This window comes from Pseudomonas sp. P7548 (assembly GCF_013386585.1).
GTDB lineage: Bacteria > Pseudomonadota > Gammaproteobacteria > Pseudomonadales > Pseudomonadaceae > Aquipseudomonas.
The window spans coordinates 1-24668 of record NZ_JACARO010000098.1 but is presented as its reverse complement, the minus strand read 5'-3'; the positions used below and the strand labels follow the sequence as shown (position 1 = coordinate 24668).

Genomic DNA, 24668 nt, shown 5'->3' with positions numbered 1-24668 from the left:
ATGACACTCAACGCGACCACGTCCCACACCGTCGGGCCGTATTACCACATCGGCCTGACCTGGCTGAACCGTGAAGACTTGACCACCGCCGCCACCCTCGGCGAACGCGTGGCAATCAGCGGGCAAGTGGTGGATGGCAACGGTGATGTCGTCAACGACGCCATGCTGGAAGTCTGGCAGGCCAACGCCGCCGGCAAGTACGACCACCCGGAAGATGAACAAGACAAGGCCGTTGACCCGCACTTCGAAGGCTTCGGCCGGGTGCCGGTGGATGGGGAAGGGCGGTTTCGCTTTACCACCATCAAGCCCGGTGCCGTACCGGGGTTAAAGGGCACGACTCAAGCGCCGCACTTGGTGGTGTTGGTGTTCGCCCGTGGGTTGGTGAAGCACCTGCTGACGCGGATCTATTTCGACGGTGAAGCGTTGAATGGGGATGACCCGCTGTTGGCCTGTGTACCGGCAGAGCGGCGTGGCACCTTGATTGCCAAGCCTGATGCAGAGGGTGTGCATCAGTGGAATGTGATTTTGCAGGGTACCGATAAGGAAACGGTGTTCTTCGATTATTGAGATGGCCTTGAGGACGCTATCGCAGGCAAGCCAGCTCCCACATTTGATCGAGTTCCAACTCTGGAATGCAGTCAACTGTGGGAGCCGGCTTGCCGGCGATGAGGCCCGCTCAGGCAACTCCTATCCAAAAGTCTTCTTGCGGAACATGGTTGTTGCAAAGTATGTCTAGGCTATAACCGTTCCCACTGAGTGAAAAAAACATGACAACAACAACGAGTCACTACACCGGAGAAGAACGCAGCAAACGGATTTTTGCGATTGTCGGTGCTTCCTCCGGCAACCTTGTCGAATGGTTCGACTTCTACGTCTACGCCTTCTGCGCCATCTATTTCGCCCCGGCGTTTTTCCCCTCGGATGACCCGACGGTGCAGCTGCTCAACACCGCCGGTGTGTTCGCCGCCGGCTTCCTGATGCGCCCCATCGGCGGCTGGTTGTTTGGCCGGGTAGCCGACAAGCACGGGCGTAAGAACTCGATGATGATCTCGGTGCTGATGATGTGCGCCGGTTCCCTGGTCATCGCCTTCCTGCCGACCTACAAAGACATTGGCGCCTGGGCCCCGGCCTTGCTGCTGGTGGCGCGCCTGTTCCAAGGCCTGTCGGTGGGGGGTGAATACGGCACCACCGCGACCTATATGAGTGAAGTCGCGCTCAAGGGCCAGCGCGGCTTCTTCGCCTCGTTCCAGTACGTGACCCTGATCGGTGGGCAACTGCTGGCGGTGCTGGTGGTGGTGATCCTGCAACAAATCCTCACCGAGGAAGAGTTGCGCGCCTGGGGCTGGCGGATTCCGTTCGTGATCGGCGCCATTGCGGCGGTGATTTCCCTGCTGCTGCGTCGTACCCTCAAGGAAACCACCAGCAAGGAAACGCGCCAAGACAAAGACGCCGGCAGCATGGCGGCGCTGTTCCGTAACCACAAAGCGGCGTTCATCACCGTGCTGGGCTACACCGCTGGCGGTTCGCTGATTTTCTACACCTTTACCACGTACATGCAGAAGTACCTGGTGAACACCGCCGGCATGCACGCCAAGACCGCCAGCTACATCATGACCGGCGCGCTGTTCGTGTACATGTGCATGCAGCCGCTGTTCGGCATGCTCTCGGACAAGATCGGCCGTCGTAACTCCATGCTCTGGTTCGGCGCCCTCGGCACCCTGTGCACCGTGCCGATCCTGCTGACCCTGAAAACCGTCACCAGCCCGATCCTGGCGTTTGTGTTGATCTCCCTGGCCCTGGCCATCGTGAGTTTCTACACCTCCATCAGCGGCCTGGTGAAAGCCGAGATGTTCCCGCCGCACGTGCGTGCCCTGGGTGTGGGCCTGGCCTACGCGGTGGCCAACGCGATCTTCGGTGGTTCGGCGGAATACGTGGCCCTGGGCCTCAAATCCATGGGCATGGAAAACACCTTCTACTGGTACGTCACCGGCATGATGGCGGTGGCCTTCCTGTTCAGCCTGCGCCTGCCGAAGCAGGCGGAGTACCTGCACCACGATTTGTAAGGGACGCGTTATGACTGTGCGCACGAGCAATCAATTGTTCGACGCTTACTTCACGGCGGGCAGCATGGCCGAGGTGTTCTGCGACCGGGGACGCTTGCAGGGCATGCTGGATTTTGAAGCGGCGCTGGCCCGGGCCGAGGCCCAGGTGGGGGTGATTCCCCAGGCCGCCGTCGCACCGATTGCCCAGGCGTGCCTGGCTTCGTTGTACGACGTGGATGCCTTGGGTGTGGCGATTGCCACGGCGGGCAACTCGGCAATTCCGCTGGTGAAGGCGCTGGGCAAGTTGATCGCCAGTGAAGATGCCGGCGCCGAGCGCTATGTGCACCTGGGCGCTACCAGCCAGGACGTGATGGACACCGGCCTGGTGCTGCAACTGCGTCAGGCCGTGGCTCTGATCGAAACCGACCTGGCGTGCCTGGGCGACATCCTGGCGGCCCAGGCTCAGCGTTATGCCGACGTGCCATTGGCGGGGCGCACCTGGTTGCAGCACGCAACGCCCGTCACCCTGGGGATGAAAATCGCCGGGTGGCTGGGGGCGGTGACTCGCAGTCGGCAGCGTCTTGCCCAATTGAAACCGCGCCTGCTGGTGCTGCAATTTGGCGGCGCGTCCGGCACGTTGGCGGCGCTGGGGGAACAGGCGATGCCCGTGGCCGAGGACTTGGCCGCCCACCTGCAACTGAGCTTGCCCGAGCAGCCCTGGCACACCCAGCGTGATCGCCTGGTGGAATTCGCCAGCGTGCTCGGGCTGATTGCCGGCAGCCTCGGCAAACTGGGCCGCGATATCAGCCTGCTGATGCAGACCGAAGCGGCCGAGGTGTTTGAGCCTTCTGCGCCGGGCAAGGGCGGTTCGTCGACCATGCCGCACAAACGTAACCCGGTGGGCGCCGCTGTGCTGATCAGCGCCGCCACCCGTGTGCCGGGGCTGGTGTCGACGATGTTCAGCGCCATGCCCCAGGAGCACGAGCGCAGCCTGGGCCTGTGGCATGCCGAATGGGACACCCTGCCGCAGATTTGCCTCTTGGTCTCCGGTGCGTTGCAACAGGCGCTGCTGGTGAGCGAAGGGCTGGAAGTTGACGCTGAGCGCATGGGCAAAAACCTCGACCTGACCCAGGGCCTGGTGCTGGCCGAAGCCGTCAGCATCGTGCTCGCCCAGCGCCTGGGCCGGGAAACCGCGCACCACTTGCTGGAGCAGTGCTGCAAGCGTGCCGTCGCCGAAGGTCGTCATTTGCGGGCGGTGCTGGCGGACGAAGCACAGATCACCGCCGAACTGTCCGTAGACGAACTCGACCGCCTGCTCGACCCGGCCCACTACCTGGGCCAGGCCCGTACCTGGGTCACCCGCGCCGTGACCGAACACTTTGCTTGAGGAGACCACCGTGGCCTTTGTACAACTCGCCGAGGGCGAACTGCATTACCAACTGGACGGCCCTGAGGGGGCACCGGTGTTGGTGCTGTCCAACTCCCTGGGCACTGATCTGCATATGTGGGACATCCAGATTCCGGCCTTCACCGAGCATTTCCGTGTGCTGCGTTTTGATACCCGTGGCCACGGTAAATCCCTGGTCACCGAAGGCCCTTACAGCATCGAGCAACTGGGGCACGACGTGATCGCGCTGCTGGATGCGCTGGATATTCAGCGTGCGCATTTTTGCGGCCTGTCCATGGGCGGTTTGATTGGCCAATGGCTGGGGATTAACGCGGGCGATCGCTTGAACCGCCTGGTGGTGTGCAACACCGCCGCCAAGATCGGCACGCCCGAAGTGTGGAACCCACGCATTGAAATGGTACTGCGCGATGGCGCGGCGGCCATGGTCGCCCTGCGTGATGCATCGATTGCGCGCTGGTTTACCGCTGATTTTGCGGCGGCCAATCCGGACCAGGCCAAGCAGATCACCGACATGCTGGCGGCCACTTCGCCTGAGGGCTACGCCGCGAACTGTGCGGCGGTGCGGGATGCGGATTTCCGTGAGCAACTGGCGTCGATCCAGGTGCCGACCCTGGTGATTGCCGGCACTGAAGATGCCGTCACACCGCCTGCCGGCAGTCACTTTATCCAGGCCCATGTGCGAGGCGCCGAGTACGCCGAGTTCCCTGCGGCGCACCTGTCCAACGTCCAGGCCGGCGCCGCGTTCAGCACGCGCGTCCTGGCATTTCTGTCAGCCCAATAATGGAGTGAGCGGGCTTGCCCCGCGCGGCGGTGTATCAGGTTGATTTGAAGTGCCTGGCACACCGCGGCGCGGGGCAAGCCCGCTCACTACAGGTGTAGAGGAGTACTTTTTTTGGACGAGAAACAACGTTATGCCGAGGGCCTGCAAGTGCGCCGCGAAGTGCTGGGCGATGCCCATGTCGACCGCAGCCTCAATGCCCTGACCGAGTTCAACAGCGAGTTCCAGGCAATGATCACCCGCCACGCCTGGGGCGACATCTGGACCCGCCCCGGCTTGCCGCGGCACACCCGCAGCCTGATCACCATCGCCATGCTGATCGGCATGAACCGCAACGAAGAACTCAAGCTGCACCTGCGCGCCGCCGCGAGCAACGGCGTGACCCGCGCTGAGATCAAGGAAGTGCTGATGCAGAGCGCGATCTACTGCGGGATTCCGGCGGCGAACGCGACGTTTCACCTGGCCGAGTCGGTGTGGGATGAGCTGGGCGTAGAGTCCCGCGAAGCCTGAATTGAAATGCGGTCAACCTGTGGGAGCTGGCTTGCCTGCGATAGGATCACCCTGGTCTGCCTGACAGACCGAGGTGCTTGCATCGCAGGCAAGCCAGCTCCCACAGAAAAGCTCATTTAACCGTGGGGTCAGCGGGTATCGGCATCCCACACCCAATTCCACACGCCGGGCAGGTGCACCGGCTCATTCACGTCCTTGACCGTGCGCGCCAGCGCCGCTCGCTGAAGCTGGGCCGTGTCGGTATAGAACGGCTCGGCCGCCGTCTTCATGCCATTGATCCGCGCGCTGTCCAGCAGGATCTGCAGGTATTCCTGCATATGCCGTGCGGTGTAGCGATTGATGTCGTGGAACGTCACCACCACCGGGATCACCCCGTCCACCGTCGGCAGCTCACCCAAGGCAATGTGCTCACGCAACACTGACAATTGCCGGTACAGGTTGGCGCGGCGACGCGGGCTGCCATTGAAGCCCCAGATCTTGCCATCGTTGGCGCTCAGGTCGGTCAGCAGCACGTGCATGCCGTGGCGTTGGTAGGCGGCGAAGGTGCGCTTGTCGTAGTTCCAGAAGGGCGGGCGCACCAGATTGGGCGGGCTGCCAGTGATCGCGGCAATGTCCGCCGCACCCTGGGTGAGGGTGCTTTCCAGCTCGGCATCATTCAGCCAACGGTGATTGGTGTGAAACGCCGTCGCCGTGTGGAAGGCCAGGATGTGCCCAGCGGCGTATTCACGCTCCATGGTCTTGTGACCGCGCGAGCTGCCACCGGAGCGTGAGGCTTCGGTCTGCAGGAAAAACACCGCCTTGATGCCCGGCAGTATCGGGTTGTTCGCCAGGTCAGCCACCACCGAGCGGCTCGGGTTGTTGTAGCCCGACGCGCTGGGGCCGTCATCGAAAGTCAGCAGGAAACGGATCGGTGCCTGGGCTTGCAGGCGTTGCTCGGTCTGCGGCGTCAGGGCGATGGGCGCGCCGATGCAGCCGCTGAGCAGCATCGACAGAATGACAATGAGGTAGTTCATGGCAGCCTGGGCTAAGAGGTGGTCATCCGTGTCGTTGAGATCCCTGTGCCGGGCGAAGGGCGTGTGCACGATACAGCATGAGAGTGCCAGGCATTACCGAAAATACAGTGCAGGCGTGAGGATGACGGGCTGGTATGCCAACCCGCCTCAATAGGTCAGCTATACCCTGTTCGTATTGTCCTGCCCATTTCCTTATTCAACGTATTCTCGGTGAACGGCTCTGGATTGGTTGTGGTGGGCGGCGTAGAGGGGTCGTTATCGAAGTCGAAGGGCGCTGTTTCAGTCGGTAGACCTATGGCCTGCAGTTCGGCGTTGGCTGGGCCTAAGCGGCTGGGGTTGTCGGCTGGCGGGGCACTTAAACCTGGCAGGAATGTTCCGTTAGCACCGTTCCAGGCATGCACCATCTCATGGTAGAACTGGATAATAGGCGACGTGTTCTGGGTACTTTGTTCGATATGGGTCGGGTTAAAGTAGATCGTAGCGCTGTTCGCCACGGACCCCGGCTTACCATCCTTGATAGCCCCCTTCCTTGGGTCGCTCCGTTTGATGTCCGCCCGTTCCTCTTCGTTCAGTGCATCCAGCTCGGTATTTGAGAATGTGTAAGTAGTGGCGTACTTATCGTCCTGCTGAATATTGACCGGCGCTCCATTGCGCTCGGCCGCCTTATCCATAGCCTCAAGCATTTTTTTCCCGGCGGGCGAGGCTCGGAGTAGTTCCAAGTCGTCTTCAACCCGTTGCTTGAACGCGTCCGAACCCTTGATGTTGAAAGCTTTGCGACCTGCGTCGTTCGGATTGACTGTTGTGACGGTCGATTGTCCGGCATTGATCAGGCGATCTCCGTCGGTGGCATAGATGCGCGCTTTTCGGAAGTTGGCCCACACAGTGTCGCGCCCCTTTCCTGTGTAGACAATGTTGTTGTCATAAGGGACCAGTACGTCGTTTCCGAGGCCACCGTTCAGTACTGCAGTGCCATCGCCCCCGTGCAATTGGTCGTCGTCTTCACCGCCATCCAGATGAGTTGTCTTATCGGAAGGGCCGGAGCCGGCATACATACGATCCTTGCCTTTGTTGCCGTACATAACCGAAGGCCCGGTGCCGGCAATCATGGTGTCATCACCCTCGTTGCCTTCGGCATAACCCGCGCCGCTGCCAAGTCGAATGTGGTCGTTGCCGCGGCCTCCATAAACTTCAGTGGTTCCGCCTCCGGCTTGAACGGTGTCATCGCCATCGCCTGCGTCGATTTTCACTTCAGTGGTGACATTGGGGTCAATCGTTATATTGTCGTTGCCGCCTCCGGATTTGATCTGAAGATTGAAGAAAGGCTTTGGCTGATTCTGGGACGAAGAATCAGGGGCGCCGTCAGACGGGGCGAAGGTGTAAACCCGGCCATTCACATTGACGCTCAGTTGCCCATCTGGACGTTGACTGACATGAATATTGTCCGAAGCGTCACCCGTTTCAAGTATCAGCGTGTTTCCCATGACTACAGGTTTTTTCGGGTCTTCAGCGTATTCGAGGGTCTTGCGGCTGGCTCGCAGATTACCGTCATCCAGCAATACCTGTGTCTTTGGGCGTATGTGGGGATTGTCGAAGGGGTGTTTAGACGCTGCAGTATCCGTGGATGGGGCTGACGGCGGTGGGGGTGTCAATTGAGGTTGTTGTTGAGTGATTGAGTTCATCGGGAGGCCACCTGTTGTTATCGTTTGTTGTTTGTCCTAGCCAGCGCATGCGGCGGCCAGGATGCCTATCAGTGGATATTTTGCAGGTGACAGTTCCCTCTACCCTTGACGATAGGTACTACAGCAATCTCTTAAGAGTTCTCCGTTGTACCTATCCGAAAGGGCGCGTATATGGGTATCAAAGATGCGGTGCGATCGTTCGATACCCGCCGGTTCACAGCAAACTGATCGGGTAACTGACGATCAACCGGTTTTCATCGAACTCATTGTTGCTGTAGTCGCGGCGCATGCTCGAATTGCGCCAGCGTACGTTGAGGTCGCGCAGTGGCCCGCTTTGCACGGTGTAACCCAGTTCACTCTCGCGGCCCCATTCCTTGCCATCGGTGACGGTGCCGGTGTGTACGTTGCTGCCGCTGATGTAGCGGTTCATCAGGGTCAGCCCCGGCACGCCGAGGGTGACGAAGTTGAAGTCGTGGCGCACTTGCCAGGATTTTTCCTGGGCATTGTCGTAGCTGGCGTTGTAGCTGTCGTTGGCCAGGGTGCCGCCGCTGGTGCCGTTGACGCGCATCCAGGCGCTGTTGCCGGTGAGTCGTTGCAGGCCGACGTAGAAGGTGTTGCCACCGTAGCGCGCCGAGAACAGGCCGGACCAGGTCTTGTTGTCCAGTTCCCCGGCGCGGGCGCTGCCGTCGTCCTTGCCGTAGAAGAAGCCGAGGTTGGCGCCCAGGGTCCAGTCGCCCACGGGTTGGCTGTGGGTCAGGTTGAGGTATTGCTGGCTGTAGATGTCCTTGAGCTGGGCATTCCACAGGCCGACCTGGGTGCGTTTGTCGTTGAACGCGTATTCCAGGCCCTGGAAGTTGAAGCGGTCGGAGGTGAAGGCGGTTTTACCGAACATCGACATATCGCTCATGCTGCTGTCGTCACGCGGGCTGTTGGCGCGGAACTGGCCGCCGTACAGCGTCAGGCCGCTGATTTCCTTCGAGGTGATCTGCCCGCCGCGCAGGGTTTGCGGCAGGGAGCGGCCATCGTCGGAGCGCAGGATCGGCAGCACCGGCATCCACTCGCCGACCTTCACTTCGGTCTTGGAAATGCGCGCCTTGAACGCCACGCCCAGGCGCCCGAACTCATCGGCGGGCCGACCGTCGTGGTCCAGCGGCAGCAACTGCGTACCGCCCGTGCCGCGCCCGCCGTCGAGCTTGAGCGAGTACAAGCCGAGCACGTCCACGCCGAAACCCACGGTGCGCTGGGTGAAGCCGGACTTGGCGTCGAGGATGAAACTCTGCGTCCACTCCTGCGCGCCGCCCTGGGCCTTGGTCGGGTTGGTGTAATTGCGGTTGAAGAAGAAATTGCGCAGGTTGAGGTTGGCGCTGGCGTCTTCGAGAAAGCCGTGTTCTTCGGCGACGACGGGTAGGGTAACGCACGCGACAGCGGTCGCCAGCACGAACTGGCGCGGGTGGAGAATGCTCATGGTGTAGGACCTGTTGTTATTGGGGTTATGCAGGTGCCGGCCATGGTGCGTGGGAGGGCGGAGGGGGTTCAATTGGGCAAATTTGTTTCTGGGCGGTGATCGAACGAAATTGATCTAATAGGTCTTTGTCATAAGTTATTTGTTTATAACTTGAATTTAAGTCCAGTTTTTAACTTTGAATGAGAGGGTTGAACCGTCAACCTGTTAGATTTGACAGTTGCCGATCCGAAATCCGCAGCTATAGTGTCAGTGCTGACTCAATGTTAAATGTGAGGGTGCTGATATGGATAAGTCTCTGGGGTCTGGAAGTGAGTTTGGTGAGGGTAAGGTAGTCCCTGTTTTTTGTGAGTTTGTTATCACGAAGGATGGCGAAGGTTACGATGTGCGTCATTGGGATGATGTCTATTACATTCAGTATCCCAACTCCGACTTTTTCATCCGATGCAGACCGCCAGAAGGTGGGCCCTTCGAGAGCCTCGAATTCCGCGGGAATCCACTCAAGTCCTATACGTCATACCGGATTTCGGGTGAGGTGCAAGAAGGGCAGGTAGGTGTGAATTTTGTATTGCCCGAGTTTGCGGCAGGCGGTCACTCAGATCCTGAGGGAACATTTAAAGTAGGCCAAATCAATGGCGAGGGATTAGGTGCTTGGTTTATTGGTGAGTTTGAGTTCTCAGTTGTGCACTTTTTGTCTGAAAGCAAAGAAGTAAAGTATTCAATAAAAAGCTCGGCGTTTCAAGTTCAAGTAAATCAGGTCGCTTAAATGTTTTGTACTTAAATAAAAGCTCGCACTTGATGAAAGCATTATGGACGAGCTTTAACTGCTAACGCGGTAGTGTTAGATGAGTCCAGGGAACCGCCGGCAAGTAATGCTGGGCCGCAACAATCGCGCTCACCATCACCACCAGGAACACCACCTGCAGCGGGCTCCAGAACGCCCAGTGCAAACCGTTCAGCCACGGGTAGCCGTGGCTGAACGCCTGGCTGATGTGGCCGATGCGTTTTTTATGCAGCAAGTTGAACAGCACCATGCCGGCGTAGGTGACCATGCCCAGCACGCCGAGCATCAGCCCGCAGGCCACCAGCATGACGGCCTGCGGCACGCCGTGACGTATCACCAGCCAATAACTGTTGGGGTTGAATCGCTTGGGCACCAGGCGCTCAGTCAGCCACAGGTCCGGGACCTTGAAGGTCGAACTCATGCCCGCCCACAGCTGTGTGACGCGAAAGCCAATCCCGGCCGGTACGAACGCCATCATCATGAAGATCACGATCGACATCAGGTCCATGCGGTCGGGTTTGTCGTGGGCGATGCTCAGGCCGAGGCCCAATGCAAAGACGGCCCACAGTCGGATAAACACCTGGGTGTAGATCGGCCGAGGGACAAATCTGCGCCAGAAAAACAGGTCGTCTTGCGGCACGCGTTCAGCCAGTTGCGGGTAGCGCCAGGTCAGTGTTTCGGCCAGGTGCTGGCACGCGTTCCACTCGTTTTCGCCGAACTGGTCGATGATGCGTTTGTGTTGGGTGGCCGACATCGGTGTGAGCAACAGCCGCGCCGCCAGCGCATCCGGGGACGTACGCCGAGGGTCCTGGGCCTTCTCTTGGAGGTTGGCGAAGAAGCTTTCCTGCTCGCAGCGCGAGACCAGCTGGCGCCACATCCACGCGGGTTCCGGGAACACGCCTTTCTGGTCGTCCCAGCCGAACGCCTGGCACACCCGCTCGAACAGCGGCACGCTCCATTGGGTGTCGTAGAGCAGTTGCAGGACGATGCGTTGCCACTGTTGCTGCAGGTCGAACACGCGCAGCCAGGGCTGGGTGTTGTACTGCGTGAGTTGGGTGATGAATTCGCGTTCGGCCTTTTGCTCCAGCAGCTCCTGCAAAGTAAGGCGGTAGTCCTGCAGCAGTTCGGCACTCAGGGCCTCGTGCTGCCAGGGCGTCATGCTCACCTGTTGCCAGGGCGTCAGCCATTCCAGGTGCTGCACCGCCCAACGGGCGATGGCGCTGCGCTCGCCTGGCGCGTCGAAGCAGTGGCGCAACAGACCGTCTTGAAAGGCGTCGGCGCACCCTTGAAGTTGGGCGTGGGCCCAGCGTTCATCGAGGTTGTGCACGTTGAGGCCGGCGAGTAGGGCTTGGGCCGGGCTCGGTGCTGGGGCGTCGAACGGCGCAGGGCTGAGCGGGCGCACGTCCATCAGTTCGGCCAGGTCGTTGAGGTTGGCGTAGGCCGGTTCGGCGATAGGCGCGTGAACGGTCTCCTCGGCCTCGTCGTCCGTGCGCCAGCGTGCTTCATTCAACGCTTCTTCGTAGGCTTCGCGCAGGCGCTGGAAACCTTCGGGATCATCGTCCGGCCGGCAGCCCTTGAGCAGGCGCGCGTAGGTGCGCTTGATCGTGCGCTCGTCGGCATCGTCTGCCAGTTGCAACACTGTCCAACAATCCATGTTGTTTTCCCTTAGCGCCAGAACCCGTTGTCGAGGTGTTCAAGTTGGCGGGTGAGTTCGCTGCGGGCCTCGCGGATACGGCGCTCATCCTGGGTGTCGAGTACTTGCTGGAACTGTGCGGCCCAGTGGCCGAGCTGCTCGCGCACCTCGCCGAGGCTTTCCTGGTAGAGACGTTCGAGGCGGGCGACCAGCACGGTGTTGACCTGTTGGTCGCGCGGGTGAACCTTCAACTGCGCCAGGGCTTGCAGGCGTTGCTGGATTTCCTCCGGGCTCAACACGCCAGGGTTGTTCTCGATGACCAGTGAGTGTTGCTCGCCGGTCAGCGGGATCTTTACCTGGGCTTCCAGCAAGCCGTTGTTGTCGTAGGTGAAACGCACGTCCAGCGAGACTTCGCCGGCCTTGCGCTTGGGCACCGCGATGTCCAGTTGGCCGAGTTCGATGTTGTCTTTGACCAGGCGGCTTTCGCCCTGGAAGATCTTGAGCAGCACCTGGCTCTGGTTGTCATGCAGGGTCACGACCGTCTTGACCCGGCTCACCGGCACGCTGCTGTTACGTTCGATCAACGGCAGGTAGTGGCCGCTTTCGATATGGCCGCCGTACTGGTTCGAGGTCTCGATGCCCAGGGTGTAGGGGCAGACGTCGGTGAGCACCACCTCTTCAAGAGCCGCCGAGCGGGCTTTCAGCGCCGCCTGAATCGCCGCGCCGTGGGCGACGACCTGATCCGGGTCGAGGCTGATGGACGGGAAGCGCCCGAACAGGCCGGCGGCGAGCTTGCGCACCAGCGGCATGCGCGTGGTGCCGCCGACCAGCAGGATCTCATCGAGGTCGCCGACACGGATCCGCGCATCACGCAGGGCGCGTTCGATCGGGGCGCGCAGGCGTTCCAGCAGGGGCGCATAGAGCTTGGCGAGTTCCTGCTGGGTGATGGTCTTGACCCATTGCTGGCCGTCGACGCGCAGGCTGAACTCGGCGCTGTCGTCCTGGCCCAGGGCCTTGCGTACGCGCTCGGCTTCGCGGCGCAGGGCTTGCAGCACGCTGCGGGTGGGCGGGAAGCCTGGGGCGTTGCGCTGGCTGTCGACGAAGTGTTCCAGCAGCAGGGTGTCGAAATCTTCACCGCCAAGGAAGTTGTCGCCGGCGCTGGCACGCACTTCCATCACGCCGTCGAACAGCTCGATGATCGACACGTCGAAGGTGCCGCCGCCCAGGTCGAACACCAGGAACGAGGTTTCCTTGTCACGCTGGTGCAGGCCGTAGGCCAAGGCGGCGGCGGTGGGTTCGTTGATCAGTTTTTCAACGTTGAGCCCCGCCAACTCACCGGCGATGCGCGTGGCCTTGCGTTGGCCGTCGCTGAAGTAGGCGGGCACGCTGATCACGGCGTCGGTGACGGTCTGGCCGTAGGTGCGCTCGATGTCTTCCTTGAGGCTCTTGAGCACCAGCGCCGAGAGTTCTTCGGGGCGGAACGAGCGGTCGCCCAGGCGCACTTCAGTGGCGCTGCCCATGTAGCGCTTGAACAGCGAGGTGGTCAGGTGCGGGTGGGTGTGCAGGCGTTCCTTGGCGGCTTGGCCGACCAGGACGCGGCCTTGATCATCCAGGCCGACCACACTGGGGGTCAGCAGCTGGCCAAGGGCATTGGGCACCATTTCGGCGGCATCGCCGCGCCAGACGGCGGCCAGGCTGTTGGTCGTCCCCAGGTCGATTCCTACGATCATTACGACAAGCTCCCTCTGTGGTCTGTAAGAATCTGTTACCAATTTTACCCTGAAGGGTTGGGCGAAAAGCAAGGCAACAACGCAACGCCGATCACCTGTAGGAGCCGGCTTGCCGGCGATAGCGGTGTGTCAGGTAGTGTTGTTCACAGGGAAAGACCGCCATCGCTGGCAAGCCAGCTCCTACAGAGAGCGGCGGGCATAAAAAAACCGCTTCCGGTGAGGGAAGCGGTTTGGTGTACAGCGCTGCTATCAGAACAACTTCAACGGCGGCGCTTCTTCTTTCAGCGGCTCGTTCTTGGCCGTCTGCTCGTTCCAGCCACCGCCGAGGGCCTTGTACAGGTTAACCTCGCTGGTGAGCTGCGCCAGGCGGTCGGTGATCAGCGATTGCTGGGCACTGAACAGTTGGCGCTGGGCGTCGAGGAACGTCAGGTTACTGTCGACACCAATGCGGTAGCGACGCTCGGCCAGGCGGTAGTAATCCTGGTTGGCCGCGACGAAGCCACGTTGGGCATCCAGCTGCTGCTTGTAGGTCTCACGCGCGGCGAGGCCGTCGGAGACTTCCTGGAAGCCGGTCTGGATGGCCTTCTCGTAGTTGGCCACGTTGATCTCTTTCTGGATCTTCGAGTAGTCCAGGCTTGCGCGCAGGCTACCGGCGTTGAAGATCGGGATGTTGATCTGCGGGGCGAACGACCAGGTACCCGAACCGCCTTTGAACAGGCCGCCCAGGGTCGGGCTGGCGGTGCCGGCGCTGGCCGTCAGGCTGATACTCGGGAAGAACGCTGCCCGGGCTGCACCGATGTTGGCGTTGGCGGCCTTGAGGTTGTACTCGGCCTGCACGATGTCGGGACGACGTTGCAGCAGGTCCGAAGGCAACCCGGCGGGCACTTCGCTGAGCAGGTCATCCGCCAGCGGCTTGCTGGTGATGTTGGCCGGCAAGCCGGTGCCCAGCAGCAGGGTCAGGCTGTTTTCGTCCTGGGCTACCTGGCGCGTATAACGTGCCAGTTGCACGCGGGCGTTTTCCACCGAGGTGCGCGCCTGGCTGAGGTCGAGGGCCGAGGCCACGCCGACTTCATTGCTGCGCGAGGTCAGCTTGTAGCTCTGCTCGAACGCGCCCAGGGTGTCCTGGGTGAGCTTGAGCAGCTCTTTGTCGGCCTGCCAGGTCAGGTAGGCGTTGGCCACGCTGGCCACCAGGCTGATCTGGGTGCTGCGCCGTGCTTCTTCAGTGGCGAAGTACTTCTGCAGGGCTTCTTCGCTCAGGCTGCGCACGCGACCGAACAGGTCCAGCTCATAGGAGCTGATACCCAGGCCGGCCGAGTATTGGCTGCTGATGGTCGATTCGCCGGTCTGCGACAGCTTGGCCGGGGTACGCGAACGGCTGCCGCTGCCCGTGGCCGAGACGGCCGGGAACAGATCGGCGCGCTGGATCTGGTACTGCGCGGCGTAGGCATCGATGTTCAGGGCCGCGACACGCAGGTCGCGGTTGTTCACCAGTGCGGTCTGGATCAGCTGTTGCAGGGCAGGGTCATGGAAAAACTGCTTCCAGCCTTGCTCCGCCGCGGCCTGGCTCGGCGCCTGGGCCGACGAATACGCCGGCCCCTGCGGGAACTGGGCGGCCACCGGCGCCTCAGGGCGCTGATAGTCAGGTATCAGCGAGCAGCCACTGAGCACGAATGCGGTGACGGCTAAGGAGAGTAGCGACTTGCTCATTGGCCAGCCTCTTTAGGAGTTTCAGTAGTGTCTTTCTTTTTACGTTCGCCAGCCGAGGACACGGTTGCATAGAACAGTGGCACCCAGAAGATCGCCAGCACGGTGGCGGTGATCATACCGCCAATCACGCCCGTACCGATGGCGTGCTGGCTGCCTGAACCGGCACCCGTGGAAATCGCCAGGGGCAGTACGCCGAGCATGAACGCCATGGAGGTCATGATGATCGGACGCAGACGCATGCGGGACGCCTCGATGGCCGCCTCGACGATGCCCTTGCCTTGTTCATGCAGCTCCTTGGCGAACTCGACGATAAGGATGGCGTTTTTCGCCGCCAGGCCCACCGTCACCAACAAGCCCACCTGGAAGAACACGTCGTTGGACAGGCCGCGCAGGCTGGTGGCGATCAATGCACCGATCACACCCAGTGGCACCACCAGGATCACCGCGATCGGGATCGACCAGCTTTCGTACAGGGCCGCAAGGCACAGGAACACCACCAGCAGCGACAGCGCGTACAACGCCGGAGCCTGGGAGCCGGACAGGCGCTCTTCGTACGACAGGCCGGTCCAGGCGTAACCCACGCCGGCTGGCAAGTCTTTGGCGATACGCTCGACTTCCGCCATCGCGTCACCGGTACTGTAGCCCGGTGCCGGAGTACCGAGGATTTCCATCGCCGCTACACCGTTGTAACGCGAGAGCTTCGGCGAGCCGTAGATCCACTTGCCCGACGAGATGGCCGACAACGGCACCATCTTCCCGGAGTTGCTGCGCACGTACCATTTGTCCAGGTCTTCCGGGGACATACGGCTGGCGGCGTCACCCTGCACGTACACCTTCTTCACACGACCACGGTCGATGAAGTCGTTGACGTAGCTGCCACCCAGGGCAATCGCCAGGGTCTGCTGGATGTCCGACAGGCTGATGCCCTGGGCGCTGGCTTTTTCGTCGTCAACGGTGAGTTCGTATTGCGGCTCATCGTTCACGCCGTTGGGGCGCACGCCCGCCAGGACCTTGCTTTGCGCTGCGGCACCGAGGAACTGGTTACGTGCAGCCATCAGCTTCTCGTGGCCGACGCCACCCTGGTCTTGCAGGAACACGTCGAAACCGGTGGCGTTACCCAGCTCCAGAACCGAAGGCGGCACGATGGCAAAGACCATAGCGTCCTTGAAAGCCCCGAAGAAGTAACCCTGGGCACGCTTGGCCACTTCAAATACCGACTGGGTGGCATCACGCTCGCCCCACGGCTTGAGCATCACGAACGCAAGGCCCGAGCTCTGGCCACGGCCGGCGAAGTTGAAGCCGTTCACGGTGAACACCGACTTAACCGCTTTGCCTTCGCCAGGTTCGCCTTCTTTGTCGTTGAGCAGGAAGGCGCGCATGTCGTCGATGACTTTTTGCGTCCGTTCAGCCGACGAACCGACCGGCGTCTGCACCTGGGCAAAGATCACACCCTGGTCTTCCTCGGGCAGGAACGCGCTCGGAATACGGGTGAACATCCAGATCATGCCGGCCAGGATCAACGCGTACACCAGGAACGCCGGGATCTTGTGCTTGATCATGTTGCCGACGCCACGCTCGTATTTCAGCACGCCGCTGTCGAAGGTACGGTTGAACCAGCCGAAGAAACCGCGCTTGGGTTGGCCGTGTTTTTCCGGGTCGATGTCCTTGAGCATGGTGGCGCACAAGGCGGGGGTGAAGATCAGGGCAACCAGTACCGACAACGCCATCGCCGACACAATGGTGATGGAGAACTGCCGGTAGATCACACCCGTGGAACCGCCGAAGAAGGCCATCGGCAGCAGTACCGCCGACAGTACCAGGGCAATACCCACCAGGGCGCCCTGGATCTGGCCCATGGATTTGATCGTCGCCTCTTTAGGCGACAAATGCTCCTCGGCCATCACCCGCTCGACGTTTTCCACCACAACGATGGCGTCGTCCACCAGCAAGCCGATGGCCAGGATCATGCCGAACATGGTCAGGGTGTTGATGGTGAAGCCAAAGGCCGCGAGGATCCCGAACGTACCCAGCAATACCACCGGAACGGTCATGGTGGTGATGATGGTGGCGCGGAAGTTCTGAAGGAACAGGAACATCACCAGGAACACCAGCACGATCGCTTCGACCAGGGTGTCAACCACACCGGAGATCGATTCGGTCACCACAGGCGTGGTGTCGTACGGCACCACGGCCTTCATGCCTGGCGGGAAGAACGGTTCCAGAGAGGCCACGGTGGCGCGGATAGCCTTGCCGGTGTCCAGGGCGTTAGCGCCTGCTGCCAGCTTGATCGCCATGCCGGAAGCCGGCTTGCCGTTGAACTGTGCACTGATGCTGTAGTTCTGGCCGCCCAGCTCGATCCGGGCAACATCGCCCAGTCGAACCTGCGAGCCGTCGGCATTGACCTTCATCAGGATCTTGCCGAACGCTTCAGCGGTTTGCAGGCGGGTCTTGCCGATGATGGTGGCGTTCAGTTGGGTGCCAGGCAGGGCAGGCAGGCCGCCGAGTTGGCCTGTGGCCACCTGGACGTTCTGGGCCGCGATGGCGTTGCTGACATCCACCGGCGTGAGCTGGTAGTTGTTCAACTTGGCCGGGTCGAGCCAGATGCGCATGGCGTACTGCGAACCGAAGACCTGGAAGTCACCCACACCCGCGGTACGCGAGATCGGGTCTTGGATGTTGGACACGATGTAGTTGGACAGGTCGTCCTTGGTCATGCTGCCGTCTTCCGACACCAGACCGATCACCATCAGGAAGTTCTTCACCGACTTTGTCACGCGGATACCCTGCTGCTGCACTTCTTGCGGCAGCAGTGGGGTCGCCAGGTTCAGCTTGTTCTGCACCTGAACCTGGGCGATGTCCGGGTTGGTACCCTGGTTGAACGTCGCGGTGATGGTCATGCTGCCGTCGGAGTTACTGTCCGAGGCCACGTAACGCAGGTTGTCGATACCGTTGAGCTGTTGCTCGATCACCTGCACCACGGTGTCCTGCACGGTTTGTGCAGAGGCACCCGGGTAGGTCACCTGGATATCAATGGCAGTTGGCGCGATGGCCGGGTACTGGTTGATGGGCAACTTCAGGATCGACAGTGCCCCGACCAGCATGATCACCAGGGCAATTACCCAGGCGAAAATGGGACGGTCGATAAAAAATTTAGACATGGGTTACTCCCCTTTGCCCGTAGTGGCAGCAGGAGTAGCAGCGGTTCCAGCAGGCTTGGCGTTATCGGCGTCCTTGACCTTGACTTCGATGCCCGGCTTGATGAACTGCAGGCCTTCGGTGATCACGCGGTCACCGGCGTCCAGGCCTTTTTCCACCAGCCAGTAGGCGCCGGCTGTACGGTTGGCGACCAGTACGCGTTGCTCGACCTTGTTGTCCTTGTTCACGATCAGCGCAGTCGGAATGCCCTTGAGGTCGCGGGTCACGCCTTGCTGAGGGGCGAGGATGGCCTTGCTGTTCACGCCGGCTTGCAGTTGGGCGTGTACGAACATGCCCGGCAGCAGGGTGTGGTCAGGGTTGGGGAACACGGCGCGCAGGGTCACGGAGCCGGTGGTCTGGTCAACCGACACTTCGGAGAATTCCAGCTTGCCGTCCTGGGCGTAGGAACTGCCGTCTTCCAGGGTCAGCTTGACCTTGGCGGCATTGTCGCCGGCTTTCTGCAGTTGGCCGCTTTCCAGGTCGCGGCGCAGTTTCAGCATTTCGGCCGAGGACTGCGTGACGTCGACGTAGATCGGGTCGAGCTGTTGGATTACCGCCATGGCGTCGGTCTGGCCGTTGCTGACTAGTGCGCCTTCGGTCACCGAAGAACGGCCAATACGCCCGGAGATCGGCGCGAACACTTTGGTGTAGCGCACGTTGATCTGGGCGGTTTGAACGTTTGCTTCGGCGGTCATGCGGTTGGCGACGGCGGTGTCGTATTCCTGGCGGCTGACGGCTTGTTCATCGACCAACTGCTTGTAGCGGTCGGTGATGGACTTGGTCTGGGTCAGGCTGGCTTGCGCGCTTTTCAGGGTGGCGTCATACACCGACGGGTCGATCTGGTAGAGCTGTTGCCCTTCCTTCACGTCGCCGCCTTCCTTGAACAGGCGCTTGAGAATGATGCCGTTGACCTGTGGGCGAACTTCCGCAATGCGGTAGGCGGTGGTGCGGCCTGGCAGTTCGGACGTCAGGGTAAAGGCTTGCGGTTGAATAGTGACCACGCCGACCTGAGGGGTTTGAGCGGGCGGAGCCGCTTCTTCCTTTTTACATCCGCTGAGCAGCGATGCCAGGGCGACGGCAGTAACCAGAGCGGTAACAGCTGGCTTAAGTTGCATGAAGATCCTCGGGTCAGGCGCGCAGACTGCGCACAAGAAGTGTGGAAGGGTAAAAAACAAGCCGTGAGTAGATAAGTAGCTTGCTACGCAATATACTTACGTTCACGGTTGTTTGTAAACTCTTGACAGGCTTCGCGAAATGTTGACAAAGCAGCTCCCAAAGCCTCGATTTTAGTACGTTCGGCGCCCATGACGGCGTCGTCCCACAATTATTCAGATGATGGTCCAGCACCATCCACAGTGTCCTGATAGAGGTTTTACTGCCATGGTTCGTCGCACCAAAGAGGAAGCTCAGGAAACGCGCAGCCAGATTCTCGATGCCGCCGAGCAAGCCTTTTACCAACGCGGTGTCGCGCGGACCACGCTGGCAGACATCGCTGCGCTGGCGGGCGTGACGCGGGGGGCCATCTACTGGCACTTCAGCAACAAGTCCGACTTGCTCCAGGCGCTGCTCGACACGCTGCACGAGCCGCTGGACGAGTTGGCCCGGGCGAGTGAAAGCGAGGATGAAGTCGACCCGCTGGGCTGCATGCGCAAGTTGCTCATTCATCTTTATCATCAAGTGGCACTGGACCCGAAAACCCGGCGCATCAACGAAATCCTGTTTCATAAGTGCGAGTTCACCGATGAAATGTGTGACATGCGGCGTCAACGCCAAACCCACAGTCTTGAGTGCAACCTGCGCATCGGGCTGACATTGCGCAACGCGGTCCATCGCGGGCAGCTTCCGGAAAACCTGGACACAACCCGCGGTGCGGTGTGCATCCATGCCTACATTCACGGGCTGATCGGCCAGTGGCTGCTGGTGCCCGACAGCTTCCAATTGCATCAGGATGCCGAACGCTGGGTGGATGCAGGGTTGGACATGCTGCGCTTGAGCCCCAGCCTGCGCAATTAAGACAAAATGCGTAATTGCATCCAGTTGTGTCAACAGTAAAGCCCAGAGGCAGTCAATCGCCCCTTCGACTGATAGGTGGGGTGACTTTATATACGGGCTGGCGGGCGGTTGATAGGTAGCCGCCTAAGTATTTTGTAGCGATTTTGTTGCAAGGCTGTGAAGGAATGTTTCCCCGCGCCAATGAAAAAGCCCCGGTTCCTGCGAACCGGGGCTTTTTCGTTTCAGCGGGTTACATCAGATCGCCAGCGTCGGGTAGTCGATGTAGCCGACCGGGCCTTTGCCGTAGAAGGTTTCCGGATGCGCTTCGTTCAATGGCGCATCGGCCTTCAAGCGAGCCGGCAGGTCCGGGTTGGCAATGAACGGTACGCCGAAGGCCACCGCGTCTGCCTTGCCCGACGCCAGCCAGGCGTTGGCGCTGTCCTTGGTGAAGCGTTCGTTAGCGATGTACGGGCCGCCGAAGGCTTTTTTCAGTTGAGGGCCGAGGCTGTCGGCGCCTTCTTTTTCTCGGGAGCAGATAAACGCGATGCCGCGCTTGCCCAACTCGCTGGCCACGTAGGTGAAGGTTTCTGCCAGGTTATCGTCGCCCATGTCGTGGGAGTCGGCGCGTGGTGCCAGGTGCACACCCACACGGCCTGCGCCCCAGACTTCGATGGCAGCGTCAGTCACTTCCAGCAGCAGGCGCGCACGGTTTTCCAGGGAGCCACCGTAGTTGTCGGTACGCTTGTTGGTGCTGCTCTGCAGGAACTGGTCAAGCAGGTAGCCGTTGGCACCGTGGATTTCTACACCGTCAAAGCCGGCGGCCTTGGCGTTTTCGGCACCGGTGCGGTAGGCGTCGACGATGTCGGCGATTTCAGCGGTTTCCAGGGCGCGTGGAGTTGGGTAGTCGGCCAGCGGGCGAACCAGGCTGACATGGCCTTTGGGCTGGATCGCACTCGGGGCCACCGGGCTTTCGCCGTTCAGGTACGACTCATGGGAGATACGGCCCACGTGCCACAGTTGCAGGAAGATCTTGCCGCCTGCGCCGTGGATAGCCTTGGTCACATTGGCCCAGCCGCGCACCTGGTCGTTGGACCAGATGCCCGGGGTGTCCGGGTAGCCCACGCCCAGGGGCGTCACGGAAGTGGCTTCGCTGAGGATCAGGCCCGCAGAGGCGCGCTGCACGTAGTACTCGGCCATCAGCGCGTTGGGTACACGACCGTCATCGGCGCGGCAGCGGGTCAGCGGTGCCATGATGATGCGGTTCGACAGTTCCAGGTCGCCCAGTTTGATGGGATCGAAAATCGTCGTCATGGGATAACACCCTTCTCTTTAAGTGGATTGATCAGTGGGTCGCAGGGGCCAGGTCGGCATCGCCGCTCTGACGGAAGGTAATCAGGGTCACCAGCAGCGCGAGGATCGCCAGGGCGGCCGCGGCCAAGGGCACGCTGGTCAGGCCGAAACCGTGGGCGATCACCGTGCCGCCGACCCAGGCACCGAGGGCGTTGCCGATGTTGAATGCGCCGATGTTCAGGGTGGACACCAGGTTCGGTGCCGCCTTGCCGAAGGTCACCACGTTGATTTGCAGCGCCGGCACGGCGGCAAACGAAGCGGCAGCCCACAGGAACAGGGTGATTTCAGTCGGGATCACCGCAGCACTGGTCCAGGTCAGCAGGGTGGAGACCACCGCCATGCTGGCGAACACGCCGAGCAGGGTGGCCGCCAGGCGCTTGTCCGCCAGCTTGCCGCCGATGATGTTGCCCACAGTGAGGCCCAGGCCGATCAGCAACAGGGTCCAGGTCACACCTTTGGGCGACACGCCCGTCACATCGCCCAGCAGCGGTGCGACGTAGGTGAAGAGGGTGAACATCGAGGCGGAGAACAGCGCGGTCATGGTCAGCGACAACCAGATGCCGGCGCCCTTGAGGGCCTTGAGTTCGGCGCGCATGTCGAGTTTTTCTTCGTCACGTTTGGCCGGCAGGAAGCGGATCAGCCCGATCAGTGCCACAACGCCAATCACGGTCACAGCCCAGAAGGTCGAACGCCAGCCGGCTTCCTGGCCCAGCGCGGTACCCAGTGGCACGCCCAGCACGTTGGCCAGGGTCAAACCGGTGAACATCAAGGCCACGGCCGAAGCCCGCTTGTTGGCCGGCACCAGGTTGGCCGCTACCACAGAACCAATCCCAAAGAATGCACCGTGGCACAGCGCGGTGACCACACGGGCAAACATCAGCACGTTGTAGTCACCTGCCAGGGCGCAGAGCAGGTTGCCAATAATGAAGATCCCCATCAACGCTACCAGGGCGGCCTTGCGCGGCAGCTTGGCGGTGGCCAGTGCCATGAAGGGCGCGCCGATGGCCACGCCCAGGGCGTAGCCGGTTACCAGCCAGCCGGCGCCGGGGATCGATACGCCCAGGTCCGTCGCCACATCGGGCAGCAGGCCCATGATGACGAACTCGGTGGTGCCGATGGCGAAGGCGCTCAGGGCCAGTATGAGTAGCGAGAGGGGCATTATCGTTTCCTTGGTTACAGCGGTTCGCTGATGTCGGGGGTTAGCTCAGTGATGAGCGCATCGAGGAACGCGCGAATGGTGTCCTCGTTGCGTTTGAAAAAGTTCCACTGCCCGGCCTTCTGGCTGCTGATCAAACCCGCCCGTTGCAACGTGGCCAGGTGGGCCGACACGGTCGACTGGGACAAGCCGCAGCGCTGGTCGATCTGCCCAGCGCAGATGCCGTATTCGTGGTTGTGCACTTGCTCGGGGAATTGCACTTTCGGGTCTTTCAGCCAGTTGAGGATGTCTCGCCGTACTGGGTGCGCCAGGGCTTTTATTATTTCGTCGAGGTCGATGGACATGGCAGGTGCTCGGTGTCGTGCAGCGTTATATCGCGATGAGGCGAACTTTAAATCGTTGTATCCCGATATACCAATATGAATTTGATCTGAGTCCCGCTCAAATCGGTATATCGGGTTATAACGATACGTTGATGGCAGTGATAGACTGCGCACCATGAATTATCTCGCACATCTGCACCTGGGCGGCCAACTTCCTGCGCAACTGCTGGGGAGTTTGTATGGCGACTTCGTCAAAGGCCGCCTGCAGGGCCAGTTCAGCCCGCAAATCGAGGCGGCAATTGCGCTGCACCGCAGCATCGACCGTTTCACCGACAGCCACCCGTTGGTAGGGGAGGCACTGTCGCGTTTCACCCTGACCCGCAAGCGCTATGCCGGGATCGTCCTTGATGTGTTTTTCGACCATTGCCTGGCGCGGGATTGGGCGCTGTATGCCGACCAGCCGCTGGAGCATTTCACATCGCAGGTGTACCGCGTATTGGCGGCCGAGCCGCAATTGCCGGGGCGACTGGCGCAGATTGCGCCGTGGATGGCGGCGGATGACTGGTTGGGGTCGTATCGCGAGTTTGCGGTGATGGAGCAGGTGTTGCGGGGGATTTCGCGGAGGCTGTCGCAGCCGGAGGAATTGGGGTTTGCAATGCAGGAGTTGCGCGAGCTCTATGAGCCGTTAAGCGAAGACTTCCGGATCTTTTATCCCGAGCTGCAGGCTTTTGCACAAAAACAACTGACCACTGAGGTCTAAATGTGGGAGCTGGCTTGCCTGCGATGGCGTCGGTGAATTCAACACCGCCATCGCAGGCAAGCCAGCTCCCACATGTTTAACCGTGCCCGCTTTAAGCCGCGAATGCCGGTCGAACCGCGATTGGCTCTGCTTCCGGCACCGGCCCAAACAACGCCTTCTGCACCGCCTGCTGCGCCTGGAACGCCAGCGCCGCGCGCTCCTGCCCGGCACAGGCAATCGGCTTGAGCACATGGATTTCCACATCGCCCTGGTCATTGGCAAACAGCCGCATCAGGTGCGACAGCAAATCATCATCGCCAATAAACGGTGCCAGCGGGTCCACCTGGCCGTCACGCAGATAACGGATCGCCACCGGTTGCAGCGACACCTCGGCATCAATCGCGCTGGCCAGCAAACGCCCGTGGAAGGTGCGCAGGCTGCGCCCGTCGGTGGTCGTGCCCTCGGGGAACATCAGCAGCGGGTGCTGTTGCTCCAGATGGCGGGTCATCTGCTTGCGGATCAATTGGCTGTCGCCCGAACCGCGGCGGATGAACAAGCTGCCGGCCTTGGCCGCCAACCAGCCGGCCACCGGCCAGGTGCGCACTTCGGCCTTGGACAGGAACGACATGGGCGTGACCATCCCCAACAGCGGGATGTCAGTCCAGGACACGTGATTGCTCACCCACAGCATCGGGGTTTGCGGCAACTCGCCGTGCACCGTCACGCGAAAGGGCAGGGCGTTGGTCAGCCGCGCCATGAAAAACCGCGACCAACGCTGGCGCCGTACCATCGAGTTGGCAATGCCTAAGCGCTCGAACACACCAAACACACTGGCCATGCTCAAGCCCAGCGCCACCACCAGCAGCACGCGGGCAATGCGCCCGTACACCCGCAGGCGGCTCATCACATTGCAGCCTTGAAGTGGCGTGCATAACGCGGGCACAACTCGTCGCGCTTGAGCAAGATGAACACGTCGGCCACCTGGAAGTCTTCATCCCAGCACGGCTCGCCGCAGATCTTCGCGCCCAGGCGCATGTAGGCCTTGAGCAAGGGCGGCATCTCGGCGATCACGTTGGACGGCAGGTCCAGCGCCGGCAAGGGCTTCTTCGGTTCGGCGCGCAGGTGTTCGTTGCACAGGTAGCGTTCGCGCAGGCGCTGCATGATCGC

At 61.1% G+C, this 24668-nt stretch carries 20 protein-coding genes and 1 pseudogene; 8 read left to right on the top strand and 13 right to left on the bottom strand.

The window, feature by feature from the left end:
* The 5 genes from pcaG (at position 1) to pcaC (ending at position 4738) form a co-directional block, all read left to right on the top strand.
* Complete coding sequence (gene pcaG, locus HX803_RS29695) at positions 1 to 567, top strand: protocatechuate 3,4-dioxygenase subunit alpha (RefSeq protein WP_178925690.1); 567 nt, start codon at positions 1 to 3, stop codon at positions 565 to 567.
* A 200-nt stretch (positions 568 to 767) separates the two neighbouring features.
* Entirely contained in the window at positions 768 to 2063 is a 1296-nt protein-coding gene (locus tag HX803_RS29690) for an MFS family transporter (RefSeq protein WP_178925689.1), read from the top strand.
* 10 nt (positions 2064 to 2073) lie between these two features.
* Positions 2074 to 3429, top strand: coding sequence for a 3-carboxy-cis,cis-muconate cycloisomerase (locus tag HX803_RS29685; protein WP_178925688.1), 1356 nt, complete (start codon positions 2074 to 2076; stop codon positions 3427 to 3429).
* A 10-nt stretch (positions 3430 to 3439) separates the two neighbouring features.
* Entirely contained in the window at positions 3440 to 4231 is a 792-nt protein-coding gene (gene pcaD, locus HX803_RS29680; RefSeq protein ID WP_178925687.1) for a 3-oxoadipate enol-lactonase, read from the top strand.
* A 111-nt stretch (positions 4232 to 4342) separates the two neighbouring features.
* Positions 4343 to 4738 (top strand): 4-carboxymuconolactone decarboxylase, encoded by a 396-nt coding sequence (gene pcaC / locus HX803_RS29675; protein ID WP_178925686.1) that lies wholly within the window; start codon positions 4343 to 4345, stop codon positions 4736 to 4738.
* Between the two features lie 128 nt (positions 4739 to 4866).
* Here pcaC and HX803_RS29670 read toward each other — a convergent pair whose 3' ends face one another.
* The 3 genes from HX803_RS29670 to HX803_RS29660 all read right to left on the bottom strand — a co-directional run bounded on the left by HX803_RS29670 (position 4867) and on the right by HX803_RS29660 (position 8895).
* Positions 4867 to 5751, bottom strand: a complete 885-nt coding sequence (locus tag HX803_RS29670) for a polysaccharide deacetylase family protein (protein WP_178925685.1) — start codon at positions 5749 to 5751, stop codon at positions 4867 to 4869.
* Positions 5752 to 5906: 155 nt separating this feature from the next.
* The gene (locus HX803_RS29665; protein ID WP_256732971.1) at positions 5907 to 7307 is read right to left on the bottom strand and encodes a M91 family zinc metallopeptidase; all 1401 of its coding nucleotides are present in this window, start codon (positions 7305 to 7307) and stop codon (positions 5907 to 5909) included.
* Between the two features lie 337 nt (positions 7308 to 7644).
* Entirely contained in the window at positions 7645 to 8895 is a 1251-nt protein-coding gene (locus tag HX803_RS29660; protein WP_178925683.1) for an OprD family porin, read from the bottom strand.
* A gap of 283 nt (positions 8896 to 9178) precedes the next feature.
* Between HX803_RS29660 and HX803_RS29655 the strand changes: the two genes are divergently transcribed.
* The gene (locus HX803_RS29655; protein WP_178925682.1) at positions 9179 to 9658 is read left to right on the top strand and encodes a hypothetical protein; all 480 of its coding nucleotides are present in this window, start codon (positions 9179 to 9181) and stop codon (positions 9656 to 9658) included.
* A gap of 61 nt (positions 9659 to 9719) precedes the next feature.
* Here the strand turns inward: HX803_RS29655 and HX803_RS29650 are convergent, their stop codons facing one another.
* From HX803_RS29650 to HX803_RS29630, 5 genes are all read right to left on the bottom strand, one after another.
* Positions 9720 to 11330, bottom strand: a complete 1611-nt coding sequence (locus HX803_RS29650; RefSeq protein ID WP_178925681.1) for a J domain-containing protein — start codon at positions 11328 to 11330, stop codon at positions 9720 to 9722.
* An 11-nt stretch (positions 11331 to 11341) separates the two neighbouring features.
* Positions 11342 to 13039: a molecular chaperone HscC gene (locus HX803_RS29645; RefSeq protein ID WP_178925680.1), complete on the bottom strand. Its 1698-nt coding sequence runs from the start codon at positions 13037 to 13039 to the stop codon at positions 11342 to 11344.
* A 249-nt stretch (positions 13040 to 13288) separates the two neighbouring features.
* Positions 13289 to 14746, bottom strand: coding sequence for an AdeC/AdeK/OprM family multidrug efflux complex outer membrane factor (gene adeC / locus HX803_RS29640; RefSeq protein WP_176994778.1), 1458 nt, complete (start codon positions 14744 to 14746; stop codon positions 13289 to 13291).
* Positions 14743 to 17904: an efflux RND transporter permease subunit gene (locus HX803_RS29635; protein WP_178925679.1), complete on the bottom strand. Its 3162-nt coding sequence runs from the start codon at positions 17902 to 17904 to the stop codon at positions 14743 to 14745. Before HX803_RS29635 ends, adeC begins: the two co-directional genes overlap by 4 nt.
* A gap of 3 nt (positions 17905 to 17907) precedes the next feature.
* On the bottom strand, positions 17908 to 19056 hold the full coding sequence (locus tag HX803_RS29630) for an efflux RND transporter periplasmic adaptor subunit (RefSeq protein ID WP_178925678.1): 1149 nt from the start codon (positions 19054 to 19056) through the stop codon (positions 17908 to 17910).
* A 265-nt stretch (positions 19057 to 19321) separates the two neighbouring features.
* Between HX803_RS29630 and HX803_RS29625 the strand changes: the two genes are divergently transcribed.
* Positions 19322 to 19954: a TetR family transcriptional regulator gene (locus HX803_RS29625; RefSeq protein ID WP_056857447.1), complete on the top strand. Its 633-nt coding sequence runs from the start codon at positions 19322 to 19324 to the stop codon at positions 19952 to 19954.
* Positions 19955 to 20188: 234 nt separating this feature from the next.
* Here HX803_RS29625 and HX803_RS29620 read toward each other — a convergent pair whose 3' ends face one another.
* The 3 genes from HX803_RS29620 to HX803_RS29610 are packed head-to-tail and all read right to left on the bottom strand — an operon-like array spanning position 20189 to position 22783.
* Entirely contained in the window at positions 20189 to 21244 is a 1056-nt protein-coding gene (locus HX803_RS29620) for an alkene reductase (protein ID WP_178925677.1), read from the bottom strand.
* Between the two features lie 31 nt (positions 21245 to 21275).
* On the bottom strand, positions 21276 to 22442 hold the full coding sequence (locus HX803_RS29615; RefSeq protein WP_178925676.1) for an MFS transporter: 1167 nt from the start codon (positions 22440 to 22442) through the stop codon (positions 21276 to 21278).
* Positions 22443 to 22456: 14 nt separating this feature from the next.
* On the bottom strand, positions 22457 to 22783 hold the full coding sequence (locus HX803_RS29610) for a helix-turn-helix transcriptional regulator (protein ID WP_176994783.1): 327 nt from the start codon (positions 22781 to 22783) through the stop codon (positions 22457 to 22459).
* 154 nt (positions 22784 to 22937) lie between these two features.
* Here HX803_RS29610 and HX803_RS29605 point away from each other — a divergent pair, with 154 nt between their 5' ends.
* Entirely contained in the window at positions 22938 to 23522 is a 585-nt protein-coding gene (locus tag HX803_RS29605) for an ACP phosphodiesterase (protein ID WP_178925675.1), read from the top strand.
* 91 nt (positions 23523 to 23613) lie between these two features.
* On the opposite strand, the gene HX803_RS29600 is transcribed toward HX803_RS29605, so the two are convergent.
* Together HX803_RS29600 and HX803_RS29595 are read right to left on the bottom strand one after the other, a co-directional pair.
* A complete protein-coding gene (locus HX803_RS29600; protein WP_178925674.1) occupies positions 23614 to 24405 on the bottom strand; it encodes a 1-acyl-sn-glycerol-3-phosphate acyltransferase in 792 nt (263 codons plus the stop codon).
* Positions 24405 to 24668 (bottom strand): annotated as a pseudogene (locus HX803_RS29595) (hemolysin); the annotation flags it as partial. The gene HX803_RS29600 and the pseudogene HX803_RS29595, both read right to left, overlap by 1 nt.

Coding starts and splice junctions, on each gene's coding strand:
- pcaG (WP_178925690.1), top strand. CDS start 1: ATGACACTCAACGCGACCACGTCCCACACCGTCGGGCCGTATTACCAC.
- HX803_RS29690 (WP_178925689.1), top strand. CDS start 768: ATGACAACAACAACGAGTCACTACACCGGAGAAGAACGCAGCAAACGG.
- HX803_RS29685 (WP_178925688.1), top strand. CDS start 2,074: ATGACTGTGCGCACGAGCAATCAATTGTTCGACGCTTACTTCACGGCG.
- HX803_RS29670 (WP_178925685.1), bottom strand. CDS start 5,751: ATGAACTACCTCATTGTCATTCTGTCGATGCTGCTCAGCGGCTGCATC.
- HX803_RS29660 (WP_178925683.1), bottom strand. CDS start 8,895: ATGAGCATTCTCCACCCGCGCCAGTTCGTGCTGGCGACCGCTGTCGCG.
- HX803_RS29655 (WP_178925682.1), top strand. CDS start 9,179: ATGGATAAGTCTCTGGGGTCTGGAAGTGAGTTTGGTGAGGGTAAGGTA.
- HX803_RS29650 (WP_178925681.1), bottom strand. CDS start 11,330: ATGGATTGTTGGACAGTGTTGCAACTGGCAGACGATGCCGACGAGCGC.
- HX803_RS29645 (WP_178925680.1), bottom strand. CDS start 13,039: ATGATCGTAGGAATCGACCTGGGGACGACCAACAGCCTGGCCGCCGTC.
- adeC (WP_176994778.1), bottom strand. CDS start 14,746: ATGAGCAAGTCGCTACTCTCCTTAGCCGTCACCGCATTCGTGCTCAGT.
- HX803_RS29635 (WP_178925679.1), bottom strand. CDS start 17,904: ATGTCTAAATTTTTTATCGACCGTCCCATTTTCGCCTGGGTAATTGCC.
- HX803_RS29630 (WP_178925678.1), bottom strand. CDS start 19,056: ATGCAACTTAAGCCAGCTGTTACCGCTCTGGTTACTGCCGTCGCCCTG.
- HX803_RS29625 (WP_056857447.1), top strand. CDS start 19,322: ATGGTTCGTCGCACCAAAGAGGAAGCTCAGGAAACGCGCAGCCAGATT.
- HX803_RS29620 (WP_178925677.1), bottom strand. CDS start 21,244: ATGACGACGATTTTCGATCCCATCAAACTGGGCGACCTGGAACTGTCG.
- HX803_RS29615 (WP_178925676.1), bottom strand. CDS start 22,442: ATGCCCCTCTCGCTACTCATACTGGCCCTGAGCGCCTTCGCCATCGGC.
- HX803_RS29610 (WP_176994783.1), bottom strand. CDS start 22,783: ATGTCCATCGACCTCGACGAAATAATAAAAGCCCTGGCGCACCCAGTA.
- HX803_RS29605 (WP_178925675.1), top strand. CDS start 22,938: ATGAATTATCTCGCACATCTGCACCTGGGCGGCCAACTTCCTGCGCAA.
- HX803_RS29600 (WP_178925674.1), bottom strand. CDS start 24,405: ATGAGCCGCCTGCGGGTGTACGGGCGCATTGCCCGCGTGCTGCTGGTG.